The sequence below is a fragment of the Bradyrhizobium altum genome, from assembly GCF_020889705.1.
Taxonomy (GTDB): Bacteria; Pseudomonadota; Alphaproteobacteria; order Rhizobiales; family Xanthobacteraceae; genus Bradyrhizobium; species Bradyrhizobium altum.
Window position 1 is genome coordinate 40856 of the sequence record NZ_JACMYP010000009.1, and the last position, 14209, is coordinate 55064.

The 14209-nt window shown below is 61.0% G+C and carries 13 protein-coding genes; 12 read left to right on the plus strand and 1 reads right to left on the minus strand.

The annotated features are described in order from the left end of the window. The first annotated feature begins 81 nt into the window (after positions 1–81). Positions 82–1314 carry an ABC transporter substrate-binding protein gene (locus H8B02_RS04835; protein ID WP_229165115.1) on the plus strand — a complete coding sequence of 411 codons (1233 nt, stop codon included), beginning with the start codon at positions 82–84 and terminating at the stop codon, positions 1312–1314. Positions 1315–1356: 42 nt separating this feature from the next. Here H8B02_RS04835 and H8B02_RS04840 read toward each other — a convergent pair whose 3' ends face one another. Next, a complete protein-coding gene (locus tag H8B02_RS04840; protein WP_229165116.1) occupies positions 1357–2220 on the minus strand; it encodes an AraC family transcriptional regulator in 864 nt (287 codons plus the stop codon). Between the two features lie 506 nt (positions 2221–2726). Here H8B02_RS04840 and H8B02_RS04845 point away from each other — a divergent pair. The 11 genes from H8B02_RS04845 (at position 2727) to H8B02_RS04900 (ending at position 14075) form a co-directional block, all read left to right on the plus strand. After that, entirely contained in the window at positions 2727–2891 is a 165-nt protein-coding gene (locus tag H8B02_RS04845; protein ID WP_171947950.1) for a hypothetical protein, read from the plus strand. Positions 2892–3240: 349 nt separating this feature from the next. Further along, positions 3241–3804 (plus strand): HdeD family acid-resistance protein, encoded by a 564-nt coding sequence (locus H8B02_RS04850; protein ID WP_229165150.1) that lies wholly within the window; start codon positions 3241–3243, stop codon positions 3802–3804. Positions 3805–3861: 57 nt separating this feature from the next. Beyond that, positions 3862–4479: a nucleotide exchange factor GrpE gene (gene grpE / locus H8B02_RS04855; RefSeq protein ID WP_229165117.1), complete on the plus strand. Its 618-nt coding sequence runs from the start codon at positions 3862–3864 to the stop codon at positions 4477–4479. 339 nt (positions 4480–4818) lie between these two features. Further along, positions 4819–5241, plus strand: a complete 423-nt coding sequence (locus H8B02_RS04860) for an Hsp20/alpha crystallin family protein (RefSeq protein ID WP_229165118.1) — start codon at positions 4819–4821, stop codon at positions 5239–5241. A 191-nt stretch (positions 5242–5432) separates the two neighbouring features. Continuing rightward, a complete protein-coding gene (gene dnaK / locus H8B02_RS04865; protein WP_229165119.1) occupies positions 5433–7331 on the plus strand; it encodes a molecular chaperone DnaK in 1899 nt (632 codons plus the stop codon). Positions 7332–7481: 150 nt separating this feature from the next. Next, the gene (locus H8B02_RS04870; protein ID WP_229165120.1) at positions 7482–7979 is read left to right on the plus strand and encodes a DUF992 domain-containing protein; all 498 of its coding nucleotides are present in this window, start codon (positions 7482–7484) and stop codon (positions 7977–7979) included. 354 nt (positions 7980–8333) lie between these two features. Then, positions 8334–9242: a DnaJ C-terminal domain-containing protein gene (locus H8B02_RS04880; RefSeq protein WP_229165122.1), complete on the plus strand. Its 909-nt coding sequence runs from the start codon at positions 8334–8336 to the stop codon at positions 9240–9242. Then, positions 9239–9520 carry a chaperone modulator CbpM gene (locus H8B02_RS04885; RefSeq protein ID WP_229165123.1) on the plus strand — a complete coding sequence of 94 codons (282 nt, stop codon included), beginning with the start codon at positions 9239–9241 and terminating at the stop codon, positions 9518–9520. Before H8B02_RS04880 ends, H8B02_RS04885 begins: the two co-directional genes overlap by 4 nt. A gap of 141 nt (positions 9521–9661) precedes the next feature. Then, positions 9662–11050: a sigma-54-dependent transcriptional regulator gene (locus H8B02_RS04890; protein ID WP_229165124.1), complete on the plus strand. Its 1389-nt coding sequence runs from the start codon at positions 9662–9664 to the stop codon at positions 11048–11050. Positions 11051–11061: 11 nt separating this feature from the next. After that, positions 11062–13065, plus strand: coding sequence for a sensor histidine kinase (locus tag H8B02_RS04895; RefSeq protein WP_229165125.1), 2004 nt, complete (start codon positions 11062–11064; stop codon positions 13063–13065). Between the two features lie 617 nt (positions 13066–13682). Then, positions 13683–14075 carry a hypothetical protein gene (locus H8B02_RS04900; protein WP_229165126.1) on the plus strand — a complete coding sequence of 131 codons (393 nt, stop codon included), beginning with the start codon at positions 13683–13685 and terminating at the stop codon, positions 14073–14075. Positions 14076–14209: the final 134 nt, after the last annotated feature.

The window sequence follows — 14209 nt, forward strand, 5'->3', positions numbered from 1 at the left end:
TCTGCCGCGTGCGTCGCCAGTCATCGAGCTTTCGATTGGATCGCCTCAATATTCATGCAGCCGACTGAGGGGGAACGTCACATGATGAATCGCAACGAAAGTGGTCTGACGCGCCGTGCGCTGCTCGGCAGCAGCGTTGGCGCCGCCGCCGGGCTCGTATCGTGGCCGGCGAAGGCAAACGCTCCCGGCAAGGTGCGGGTCGGCGCGATCAATCCGAGCAGCGGCGTGTTGGCATTTCCCGGCCAGGCCTGTGTGCGCGGTATCGACGCCGGCGCGAAGTTCGCCAAGGAGAAATTTGGAGTAGACATGGAAATCAACCATGCCGATACGCAGAGCAGGCCGGAGAACGGACGAATTGCCGCCGAGAACCTGATCCGGCAGGGCTGCACGGTGCTCATCGGGGCTTGGGACTCCGGCGCAACCATATCCGCGCTGCAGGCCGCGGAAGCCGCAAAGGTCCCGATGGTGGTGCATATCGCGAGTGCGACCCAGGTGACATCGCAGGGTTTCACCCAGGTCTTTCGTTACTATCCGACGTCGCTGACGGTCGTCAGGAAGTCGCTGATCGAACTGAAGTCGCTGTTGTCGTCGCTCAAGGAAGTGCCGACGAGTGCGGCCATCATGCATCTCAACAACACGATGGGGCAATCGACCGCGGCCAGCATCGATCAGACCTGGAAGGAGGTCGATGTGCCTCTGAAGATTACCCAGTACATCCCATACGACGAGAAGGCCAGGGATCTCTCGGTCGAGGTGGCAAAGGCGAAAGCCTCGGGCGCTGACGCGCTGGTATCGGTGACGCGCGTCAACGATGCCATCATGATCATCCGGGAATGCGTCAAGCAGGGATGGAATCCCAAATTGATCTTCTCGCCGAACTCGAATGGCGTGCAGGACAAGGCATACTACGACGCATTGGGCAAATACGGCGACGGCGCGATCCTGTCGACGCTGTGGCGCAACCCAAAGGCTCCCGACGCCGCGGCGATCCTCAAGCAGTTTGCGTCCGACTATCCAAACGACTGGCTTGACGCAAATTCAGGATGCGCGTTCGAGGCCGTGCAGATCGTTGCGGACGCCGTGAGCCGCGCCCGCTCTTCTGAATCGGCCGCTATCCATGACGCGCTCAAGGCAACCGATATGACGCCGATCTTGATGTCCAGCGGCAGGATCAAGTTCGATGCCAGCGGTCAAAACATGGGAGGCGACGTGACTCTGCTGCAGGGGCAGAACGGCAGGCCGCGCGTGGTGGCGCCGCAAGCCGTGGCCGAGGCAACCCTCCAGTACCCGCTGGTGCCGTTCAATTCGAGATAGAGCATTGCCGGCCGCGGCTCAGGATACGACGTCGCAAGCTGCTTATTCGACCGGTTCGCGGCTGACGAAGCTGGATCGCTCGGCGAGGAAGCGACGAGGGCTCTTGCCCATTGCCTTCTTGAACATGGTGATGAAAGCGCTGGGCGTCTCGTAGCCCAGATCGAGTGATACGGCTTGTACGGAAGATCCGTCCGATAGTCGCTGCAACGCGACCAGGATGTGAAGCCGCTGTCGCCAGCGCCCGAACGTCATCCCGGTTTCCTTGAATACCAGACGGGCGAATGTGCGCTCGCTCATCGCGTATCGTGCAGCCAGTTCCTCGACCGTGCTCCGATCGGCAGGATCATTGAGAAGGGATGTGGCGAGATGCTGGAGCCGGCTATCAGCGGAGATCGGAAGGTAGAGCTGCTCGGTGGACATCTGCACCAGTTCGTCGAGCAATACGCGCCCAAGTCGACTTGTCGGCCCCTCGATCGGATACAGGGGCGGAAATACCGACAATCGATGGATCAACTCGCGGACGAGCGACGATATCGTAAATGTGCAGCAGGTCGTCGGAAGCATGCTCGCCTGCGGATCGATGAAGACGACGTAGACCTTTCTGGAACCTGACATGCAGTTGCTGTGCAGAACTCCGGCGGGTATCCATACCGCACCCTGCGGCGGAACGATCCATAGTCCTCCTGGTGCACGACACATGACCGATCCATGAGAGGCGACCACCAATTGCCCCTTCTTGTGCGAATGAAGTGGGAGCTCATCGTTCCCCTGCCCTGTCTCGATGCAGAGAGAGATAATTGGTCGGTCGAACTGGTCCGGATCGATCGGATCGTAATTGATCCGAAGGTCCGGCAAATTCATTCGGGCAAAGCCGTCGTTCGTTTCAATAGCGGGTGACTTCTGCATCGAATTCTCGCGTGGAGACCGCAGTTCCGGTCTGTTGGGCGGCCATGAGGCCGGCGGAGGATTCCTTCAGAGGATAGCCCTCAGACACATGATCGTCACGGGAAAGTAGGGCGGTCGAGAGAAAATGCCGCGGCAGGCTGAATGCGGGCCGCCTGACGCCGGCCGCGAGGCGATTTGCCCTCGTTGGTTGCGGTCGCCGCTTGGCATCCCGCCTGCGGATCGTTGAGAGAGCCGAGGTCCTGTAAGCTCGCGCGTTGTTGCACGGCCAGAGCGAGCGCAATTGATGCGCGTGAATCCGGTAGCGGCAGAACGGCCCGCTCCATACGTCTCCCTGCAGAAGATTCCCTATCGGCTCTGCTCCTAAATGCGGTATGCGATCTTGCCGCTGCGGGCCGCTGAACCCTGGCTGCTTCTCTGCCAGCGTGAGGTGGATGTGCTAGGATGTCGACGACTGGATGATCCAGTCAGCGATATTCATGCGGACCAGTCCACCAGTGAGAGTGTCCATGAAGAAAAAATTTGATCCTGCCCCCGTCGACAAGCTCGCGGTAGACCCCAAGAAGGCGATCGAGGCGGATATGAAAATGACCAAGCTCGAAGAAGGCCTCGAAGAGACTTTTCCGGCCTCCGATCCTGTGAGTGAAACTCAGCCGAAGCCCTCAAGAGACTGACCGTTGAGACGTCCTCCGCGGTAGCGGACCTCGCTACGGCCTCGCCAGGTGCCGGGATGGCGGGACATGCCCCTTGGCGATTGATGACCAAGCCACCGCAGTTTCCTCGTCACAAAAGGCTTCCCCAGCGGCGGCCTGCCCTCGACATTCTGTCCCGTGGCGCGCGGACAAATTGTCCTTCTTGAATGCGGTCGAACCACCAAGCGTCTGACGTAACGTGGTTTCCTGATTGGCATGTCTGTTGCTCCGGTGTGCTGTGGCGAGTGCGCTGTGGCGGGTGGCCTTCACGCCGGGGTGCCAGTTGCACATGGCTGAAGCGGGCTCGCCGGTTCGGCTCTCGGAGGGTCCTATGACAACAACCAATCATACGTCCATGCTGTCTCGCGCATTTGCGGACGTGCACGCCAAATGGAGCTGGTTCGTTGGCCTCGGGCTCATCTTCATTGTCCTCGGCGCTGTCGCGGCCGGCAACCTGCTACTGGCGACAATCGTGACGGTCTACTACGTGAGCGCGGGAATGATCGTCGCCGGGGTCATGCAGATCGTGCAGTCGCTCCGCGTGAAGACCTGGGGCGGCTTCCTGTGGTGGATGCTCAGTGGCGTCCTCTACACGGCCGCCGGCGTCGTGACATCGATGAATCCGCTGCTTGCCTCGGTCTTTCTGACATTGATGCTGGCTCTGCTCACGGTTGCGTCGGGCGTTGCCCGTCTCTGGCTCGGATTCCAGGCGCGAACGGACCACGGCTGGGGCTGGATCGTTGCCTCGGGTGTCGTCACCGCGATCGCAGGGCTCGTTTTCTTGCTTGGGTGGCCGGTCAACAGTCTGTGGTTGCTTGGCCTTGTTCTGGCGATCGATCTCGTTTTCCAGGGGTGCGCGCTTGTCGGCCTCGGCCTGCGGTTTCGCGCAGCCTAGCGGGCACCATCGCTGAATAGGACAGGAAAGCGCTGTCCGCTTGCAAGGGAGGACTAGATGACGGAGCGAAAATGGCCACCCGACGACGATCCGCGCGGACACCGCCCGGGAGGTTCGGCCCACACGCTGCCAACCGCGAGCGATGCCCTGCCTGACCCCGGGGGCGCGGCGGATTCCGGGAGAGCCGTAGCAAGCGATCGTTCGTCGGAGGATCGCACCCAGCTCCTCGCTGAGAATGCCGAACTCAAGGACCGCTTGCTGCGCGCATTTGCCGAGGTCGAGAACACGCGCCGTCGCGCCGAGCGCGATCTCGACAACATGCGCCAATACGCGATCACGAAATTTGCCGGCGACATACTCAGCGTCGCCGACAATTTGGAGCGGGCCATTGCCAGCGTCCCCGCCAGTGTCCGGGAACCGGAGGCGGCGCTGAGGACTCTGGTTGAAGGTGTCGGCCTCACCGAGAAGGAGTTGCTGCGCGCGTTGGAAAAGCACGGCATCAGGAAGCTCGATCCCGTTGGCGAACGGTTCGATCCCAATCTCCACGAGGCATTGTTCGAGGTGCCGGATCCGTCCGTACCGCGCGGCACCGTGATGAAGGTTCTGCAGCCGGGCTACGCGATTGGCTCCCGCGCATTGCGTCCCGCGAAGGTCGGCATCGCGAGTGGGGCATGAAACCCATCCCGCTCCACCGACAACTTGTCCTGCGCGGCAGAGACAAAATGTCCGCCGTCGCGATCGATGCGCCTCTAAGTCGTTGTTACCGTTGGCCGCAGGGGATGGCATGCCCGTTGCAAAGAAGAGCCCGGATTAAAGAGTCCGTCGTCTTACAGGGAGAGAATGATGGCGCCGAATTCCACCGCACCTGTTCGATCAGGCGTTCTGATTCAGCGTGATATCGAAGCTCCCTTCCATTCGCTCCATCACGAGATCAATCGGCTGTTCGGCGAGGTCTTCCTGCATGGCCGTCTTCATCATCAGTCGCGTCCCAACGTCGATCAGCAGGGCCCCTTCATGCCCAGCATCAATGTGAGTGAGACCGATGGCGAGATGCGGATCAGCGCCGACCTCCCCGGTGTGAGGGCGGAGGACATCGACGTTACGCTCGTCGACGACATCCTCACCATTCGCGCGGAGAAGACGCTGGATCGGACGGACGACAAGGAGAGCTTCCACATCCTCGAGCGTACCTACGGCACATTGCTCCGCACGTTGCGCCTGCCTTATTCGGTCGATACCGACAAGATGAAGGCCGACTTCGACAATGGCGTTCTGACGGTGATGTTGCCGATCAACAGGGAGAAGGAACACGCCCGCAGAATACCCGTTCAAGTTGCCGCGCAGGGCGGCGAAGCGTCGGCGCCGGACCGGAACAAAGCCGGAGCGGCCGCACCGGAAGTGGCATACAATGTCGATCCGAAGCCGAAGGCGTCATGAGACGTGCATCGTGCTGGAGATCGAGCGGGTCTGCGCCAGGCCTAGCTGGCGATTGCGCCACCCATGTCGACGAACGACACGCACACGCATTGGACGCCGATAGCTTCGCCGCGCCGGAATGGTGGTCAGGCGAGCAACCTGCACCAGTTCGGTGAAGAACAGCGAAACAGCAAAAACAGGAGGGTGCGACAGTGGGAAAAGTAATCGGTATTGATCTCGGAACGACGAACTCCTGCGTTGCCGTCATGGACGGCAAGAACCCCCGCATCATTGAGAATGCGGAAGGAATGCGCACAACACCGTCGGTCGTGGCGTTCACGAGCGACGGCGAGCGCCTCGTGGGTCAGCCCGCACGCCGCCAGGCGGTGACAAATCCCACCAACACCATCTTCGCAGTGAAGCGCTTGATCGGCCGTCGCTATGACGATCCGATGGTCGAGAAAGACAAGAAGCTCGTCCCCTACACGATCATCAAGGCTTCGAACGGCGATGCCTGGGTCGAGGCTGGCGGGAAGTCCTACTCACCGTCGCAGATATCGGCGTTCATCCTGCAGAAGATGAAGGAGACCGCCGAGGCCAACCTTGGCGAGAAGATCACGCAGGCGGTCATCACCGTCCCGGCCTATTTCAACGACGCGCAACGGCAGGCGACCAAGGATGCCGGCAAGATCGCAGGCCTGGAGGTGCTGCGCATCATCAACGAGCCGACGGCCGCAGCTCTCGCCTATGGTCTGGAGAAGAAGAAGCAAAGCAAGATCGCGGTTTACGATCTCGGCGGCGGTACGTTCGACATCTCCATTCTCGACATCGGTGATGGCGTGTTCGAGGTCAAGGCCACCAATGGGGACACGTTCCTCGGTGGTGAAGATTTCGACATGCGGCTGGTGAACTACCTGGCCGACGAGTTCCAGAAGGAGCAGGGTATCGATCTGCGCAAGGACAACCTCGCCCTGCAGCGGCTCAAGGAGGCCGCGGAGAAGGCCAAGATCGAGCTCTCGACCACGACGCAGACCGAGATCAATCTTCCGTTCATCACGGCCGACGCAACCGGTCCCAAGCATCTCCAGGTCAAGCTGACGCGCGCGAAGTTCGAATCCCTGGTCGACGATCTCGTGCAACGGACCATCGAGCCCTGTCTCAACGCCCTCAAGGACGCGGGTCTCAAGGCCCAGGATATCAACGAGGTCGTCCTGGTCGGCGGAATGACGCGGATGCCGAAGATCCAGGAGATCGTGCAGAAGATCTTCGGGAAGGAGCCACATAAGGGTGTCAACCCCGACGAGGTCGTCGCGATCGGCGCGGCGATCCAGGCCGGCGTGCTGCAGGGTGACGTCAAGGACGTTCTCCTGCTGGACGTCACGCCGCTGTCGCTTGGTCTCGAGACGCTGGGTGGCGTGTTTACGCGCCTGATCGAGCGAAACACCACCGTTCCGGCGAAGAAGAGCCAGGTGTTCTCGACGGCCGAAGACAATCAAAATGCGGTGACCATTCGCGTCTTTCAGGGCGAGCGCGAAATGGCCGCCGACAACAAATTGCTCGGGCAGTTCGACCTGATGGGTATTGCCCCGGCGCCGCGCGGTGTGCCGCAAATCGAGGTCACGTTCGATATCGACGCCAACGGCATCGTCAATGTCTCGGCGAAGGACAAGGCGACCGGCAAGGAGCAGCGCATCCAGATCCAGGCGTCCGGCGGCCTCTCCGAAGCCGACATCGAGCGCATGATCAGGGAGGCCGAGGCGCACGCGGTCGAGGACAAGAAACGCAAGGAAGCCGTGGAAGCAAAGAACACCGCCGAAGCACTGTTGCACACGGCGGAAAAGACGGTCGCCGAGCATGGCTCCAAGCTTTCCGACACGGACCGTCGCGGCATCGAGAACGCCATGTCGGATCTGCGCGAGGCGCTGAAAGGCGACGATGCGGCTGCGATCACCACCAAGGCGAGCGTGCTCCAGCAGAGCGTGATGAAGCTGGGTGAGGCGATCCACGCTGCGTCGCAAGGGACGTCCGGCGCCAGCCCGGGTCACGCTGACAGCAACGTCGTCGATGCCGAGTTTACAGAGATCGGCGACGACGAGAAGAAGTCGATGTAGCGAGGCTGCGGCCGGGGCCTCCCGCGCATACACAAATGTCGGCTGGTCCGGGCGACGCGAATTGCCCGGACCGCCTCGATCGGTTCACTCAGGCTCCATCCTTGATGCCCTCCAGGCATCGTCTTCCAACTCACAAAAAGGGGGGTTCTCATGCGACGTCATCGGGGTTTTTCCATCGTTATTGCCGCCACCATGCTGAGCGCGCTTGTGTCACCCGGCCTTGCGCAGCAACCGGCGCAGCCGGCTCAGAAGGTGCAAGTCGGCGTGCTCGAGTGCCTCGGCGGCGCGACCGTCGGATTCCTTGTGGGGACTGTGGTCAATCTTCGATGTGTCTTGCGGATCAACGGAATGCCGGAAGACTATTACGTAGCGACAATGCAGAAGCTCGGTCTCGATATCGGCTTCACGGAGACCACGGCGCTTGCCTGGAATGTATTTGCACCCGTGGTGCAGCCCGGTCGCGGCGACCTTGCCGGTACCTATGTCGGGGTCGACGCCATGGCGGCGGCCGTGGTGGGCGTGGGCGGAAATGTGCTGCTGGGCGGCTCGAACAACAGCATCGCGCTGCAACCGCTCAGCGTTCAGGCGTCGACCGGCGTGATCATTGCCGCCGGCGTCGAGAGCCTCACCTTGCAACCGGGGCGATGACGCGGAGCGTTGCGTTCAAGATCCGTTCGGCTTCTGAATCGAATGCCAGCCACAAGGCTCCTCGCAGAATCAGGGAGAAACCATGGCAATAGATCACGGAGGCGATGGACAGCTAGACGACGGCAAGCCGCGTTTGACGGAGGATGACATCGCGCGGGCCAAGCTCGGCCCGCGGGGTGTGCCGGGGGCGTCGGATCAGGCGCGGATGACGCCGCAGCAGGCCAAGAACTATCCAGGATATGTGGACCCGGGACATGTTGCGTAACATCAGCCTGCCATCGAACAGCACCGCGGCTCGCGAACGCCTCCGTCGCGCGATCCAGACGTGCCGATGGCGATGCCGGGAGAGCTGAGGTGGCGACCAATCCATACGATGTGCTCGGCGTCTCATCGTCGGCTTCCGCCGCCGACATTCAGAAGGCTTATCGCAAGCTGGCGAAGAAGCTTCATCCGGATCTCAACCCCGGTGACAAGAAAGCCGAAGAGAAGTTCAAGGAAGTTGCAGGCGCCTACGATCTGCTCGGCGATGCCGAGAAGCGGAAACGGTTCGACGATGGAGAGATCGACGCGTCAGGTGCGGACCAGCCGCAACATCATTTCTACCGGGATTTCGCCGGCGCGGACGACGGCCACCCCTACACCAGCGGTGCCGGCTTCGCCGATTTCATGGACGGCGAGGGCCCATTCGCCGAGCTTCTCAAGCGCAGTCAACGGGCGCGCGCGAATCGTCGCGGCGCAGATTTGCATTATCGGCTTGCAATCGATTTCGTGGATTCGATCACGGGTGGGAACAAGCGCATCACGTTGCCGGACGGCGGCGCATTGGACGTGAAGATCCCACCCGGGCTGGTCGACGGCCAGATCCTGCGTCTGAAAGGCAAAGGTGCGCCCGGCACCGGCAAGGGCGGGCCTGGCGATGCGCTGATCGATGTGGAAGTCCTGCCCGACCGACGCTTCACGCGCGGCGGTGACAACATCTCACTGGAATTGCCGATCTCGCTGTCCGAAGCCGTTCTGGGTGGGCGGGTGCGCGTCCCGACACCGACCGGCGAAGTGACCATGTCAGTCCCGAAGGGATCGAACACCGGGACGACGCTTCGCCTGCGCGCAAAGGGCGCGCCGCGTCACGGCGGCGGAAGCGGCGATGAGCTCGTGAAGCTAAAGATCGTCCTGCCGAATTCGCCGGACCCGGAGCTTGAGGCGTTCGTATCGGGATGGGGCAAGGGCAAGGAATTCAACCCCCGCGAAGGCGGTGCATCATGATCATGAGCAGGCAGGAGTTTCTGATTGCTTCCGGTGTGCGGGGGCAGACCTTGGAATTCTGGCTCGAGCAGGAGTGGCTGATCCCGGAGCGGACCATCACCGGGATGACATTCACCGAGGGCGACGTCGCCCGCGCGCGCTTCATTCAGGATCTTGCGGCCGGAATGGGGATCAACGACGAAGGCATCGATGTGGTGCTTCATCTCGTGGACCAGCTTCATGGCATGCGGCGGGTCCTTGCGCGGTTGCATGATGAGGTCAGCGGCGAGGCGACCTAGTCTTCGTCGCGGCCGACAAGCCGGAATCCCGGTCGGGGCCGGCGCGCGATCGCGTTAAAACAGGCTTTTGCACGGATGTGATGTTGTGGTTCTCGGGCCTGTCCCCTGTTAGGGTACAGGCGACGCCAGGAGAAGGGCCGAATGTCGGAGGATTCAACCCAGGAAGTTGTCGAACCCGTCGGCGGCCCGGAGTTCGGCCCTTGGCTCTCGCAGGCGTCGATATTGGTCATCGATGATGAGCCCGGCATCCGCAACTTTCTCGTCAAGATTCTGCGGCCGCGTTGCAAGCTGATCGAGGAGGCGGCGGATGCCAAGGAGGCGTCGCGCAAGCTCGACAGCCGGCATTTCGATGTGGTCATCCTTGACAACGTCATGCCCGGGAAGGCCGGTCTTGATTGGCTTGCCGAACAACGGGCGATCGGCTTCTTCGCCGATGTGATTCTGATGACGGCCTACGCCGACCTCGATACAGCCATCGTGGCTTTACGGGCCGGTGTTGTCGATTTCGTTATCAAGCCCTTCCGTTCCAATCAGTTGCTCAACGCCGTAGCCCGATGCCTGGATCGAACGCGGCTGCAGCGAGAGAATTACGTGCTGCGTCATGAGCTGACATCCGCTTCATACGAAACGTTCCTACGTAACAAGCTACTGGGTCAGTCGGGCGCAATCCAACAGGTGCGCGATATCATCGCGCGAGTTGCTCCGTTACCCACGCCGGTCCTGTTTACCGGCGAATCCGGAACCGGCAAGGAGGTTGCCGCCCGCTCGCTTCATTCCCTCTCCAATCGCGCCGACAAGCTCTTCGTGCCGATCAATTGCGGCGCGATTCCAGCCGATATGATCGAGAGCGAACTGTTCGGCCATCTCAAGGGAGCGTTCACGGGTGCGGGACGGGCTCGCGAGGGCCTGTTCATGCACGCGCAGGGCGGGACCGTGTTTCTCGATGAGATCGGCGAATTGCCTTACACGCTTCAAAGCAAGCTGCTGCGGGTTCTCGAGGATCGCCGCGTGCGTCCCGTTGGGGCGGAACGAGAGGTCCCGTTCGACGCCCGCTTCGTCTTCGCCACCAATGCCGATCTGCCAAGCCGGGTCGAGGCCGGCAGTTTCCGCGCTGACCTCTACTTCCGAATGAATATCATGCAAATCGGCATGCCGCCGCTTCGAAACCGCGGCGAGGACGTCCTTGAGCTCGCCGCAATATTCATGCGCGATATTTCCCAGCAGCTCGGCATGCCTGCCGTGCCCATGGGCGAGCGTGTGCGCGCGGCCCTGACGCACTACGAGTGGCCCGGAAACATCCGGGAGCTGCGCAATCTGATCGAGCGGACCATCATTCTCGGAACCTTCCCGGAGGATTTCGAGAGAGCCCTTGATCATGGCGAGAGCGGCGGGGAGAGTCTTGCTCAGGTGGAGCGACGCCATATCCTGGCTATCCTTCGCGAGACAGGCGGAGATCGCGACGAAACTGCGCGGCGGCTTGGCATCTCGCGCAAGACGGTCGACCGCAAATGCGCAAGCTGGAAAGTATAGCCGTTCGCTCGATGAGCAATCGGCGCTCGGTTCGCTATCGATTGCTGGCGATCGCTCTCGTGCCGATGCTCGTGATCCTCCCGCTGCTGCTGGGGATCAGCATCTATCGCTGGAACACCAAGTTCGACGAAGCGCTGCTCTCCAAGGTCCACGATGATCTGACTATCGCGCATCAGTATCTCACCCGCATCATGGAGAATACGGGAGACCAGTTGGCTTTCGTCACCGGCTCCGCGCGGTTTCAGAAGACCTTACAGAGGCAAGGTGGTGCTGATGACGATCTTGCGGCACTTCTCAATGAAACTGCGCAAGCCCGCGGGTTCGATTTTCTCTATATCGTGGTCGACGGCGGATCTATCGTGGCAAGCGAATATCCGCTTGCGTCGGCCTCCGTCCGTTGGAACTGGCCGGTCATCAGCACCGCGCTCGAAGGGCACGCAAGGACAGCCATCGACGTTTTCGAGGCGACCGAGCTTTCGGCGGTATCGCCTGATCTCGCGCGACGGGCACGAATCGAACTCGTTCCGACGATCGGGAGCGCTCCGAGCACAAAGGCGGAGGAAACGCGCGGCCTGATCCTTCAGTCGGCCAACCCGCTGATGCTGCCCGATGGTCGGCGTGCTGCGCTGGTAGGCGGCATCCTCTTGAATCAGAATCTCGCATTCGTCGATACGATCAATGATCTTATCTATCATGGCTTGGGCTTGCCTCGGGAGAGCCGTGGCACTGTCACCCTGTTTCTCGATGACGTACGCATCAGCACCAATGTGGAGTTGTTCGAGACGCAGCGCGCGATCGGCACCCGTGTGTCTGCGGCGGTCCGCAAGGCCGTCCTCGAGGACGGTGGAAGCTGGTTCGACAGCGCATTCGTCGTCAACGACTGGTATGTCTCGGGCTATGAGCCGCTCCTCGATAGCTACAATCATCGCGTGGGCATGCTCTACGCCGGCTTTCTTCAAAAGCCTTTCACCGAAGCGAAGCGCCGGACGCTGCTCGAGATCGCGGTTGCTTTCCTGGTTGCCGTTGCCGCCACTGTTCCATTGTTTCTGAGGTGGGCCGCGGCAATCTTCCGTCCTCTCGAGAGCATGACGGGTACGATTAGCCGGGTCGAACGAGGTGAGCTCGACGCTCGAACCGGGCATGCTGGCGATCAGGACGAAATCGGCCGGGTTGCGCTCCACCTCGATCGGCTCCTCGACCAGCTTCACGAGCGCGATACCCAGCTGCGACAATGGAATGAGGAGCTCAATCAGCGCGTCGAGGAACGCACCAGCAAGCTGCAACTCGCCAACCAGCAACTGGAGGCGACCACCAAGCAGCTCATCATGTCGGAGAAGCTCGCCGCGATCGGTGAAATCACCGCCGGCATCGCGCATGAGATCAACAATCCGATCGCCGTCGTGCAGGGCAATCTCGAAGTCATCCGCGACCTGATGGGTAGCAAGGTCGATTCCGCGAAGACGGAGTTCCGGCTCATCGACGAGCAGTTGCGACGGATCAGCGAGATCGTCACCAGACTGCTTCAGTTCGCCAAGCCGCAGGAATACGCAGGCTTTGTCGAGCAGTATCAGCCGGACGAGATCGTGAACGATACGCTGCCGCTGGTCCAGCACCTGCTGAACAAGACGACGATCACCGTTGACAAGGAGTATCGCGCGTCGCGCCCGATTTCGATGAACAGGACCGAGCTTCAGCAGGTGCTGGTGAATCTGATCGTCAATGCGATTCACGCAATGCCCAACGGCGGACGGCTGACGCTGCGGACGTTCGATCGCCAGGAAGGTCTCCGTCGCGGCGTCGTGATCGAGGTCGGCGACACCGGCGCCGGCATGACGCCCGATATCATGCAGCGGATCTTCGATCCCTTCTTCACGACCAAGAGACGGGAAGGCACCGGCCTCGGGCTGTCAATTAGCCAGATGCTCGTGACCCGACAAGGTGGTAGGATCTCGGTCGAAAGCGAATTGGGAAAGGGCACGACCTTTTCGGTCTGGCTGCGGGAAGCTCCCGGCTGACCGCGAGAGATGGTTTGCCCGACCTTTCGAGGTCAAGGCGATCGCGGTGCAACGATTCGCCGTGGCGCAGCGTTAGACACGTGAAAGCGACGTGGCGCGAATTGCGTCGCGCGATGGTCAATTACAAGGGAGGATTTCGACGAACAAATTCGCCGGTCAGTTTGTCTGACCTGGCACTGACAAATTGTCTTTATCCCGATGAGAACTGTCACGCTATGAGGCTGATTTCGTTGCTGGTTCGATTTGGCACGTCAGTTGCTCGATCTCCCACGATATCGGCAGGAGTCTCGATCCGTTGTCTTCAAAGGGAGTTGCCGCCATGTCACGTCACAACAAGATGCCACCTGTCCCGCCTGCCAACCGGAGTCCAAAGGGGACCGGATCGGAACCCGACCGCAATGCCGGGCCGCAGCCGAAGGGAAAGGCGAAGAACGCGGCGGAGCAAGGCGAAACGGCCAACATTCGTGAGAACACGACGAATGCCGGGTTCTTCCATGGCCGCAGGGTCAAGTAGAGACCTGAGTGCGCGCGTCGTTATCCGATCAGGCGGCTAGAGCCGGGGACCGATAGAACCCGGGCCGGTCGAGGATCCGTTTTCACAGGTGAGGAGATCCGCAATGCCTGTTGTATCGCTGAACCAGCTCACGACCGATCTTCGATCATGCGCCGCTCAACTTGTCGAGCAGGTCGGCTTCGTGCCCCAGGCGATGGATCGTCCCTTGGACGCAGGCGACCTGCTTTTCTACCTCAGCGAAACGTCGATGCCGATGGCTGCGTTCCTGCGCAAGCACGGTCTGTTTTCCGATGCCGACGGCCTGCACTACGACCTTGTGCAGTTCGGCGTCATAAGTGATCTGGCTACCAAGGTCATCAACGAAAGAACGGCCGGCAATCTTGAGGGCGTTTGGAGGGAATTTGATCTCTCCACGGATGACGATATGGACAATGATGGCGGATATATCCTCACTGCGCTTGCAGCACTCGAGTTGATGTACGGACCGAAGACGTAGGACGGCGGGTGGGTCGCGCATCAAGGCTTGTGCGCAGCATCCGATGCGTCGAGTGAACCGCGTACGTCGCTTGCTGTCGCAAGAACGTCTGTTCAAGCCTCGTCTGGTTCCTGCCATCTCGGACAGTTTGTCTC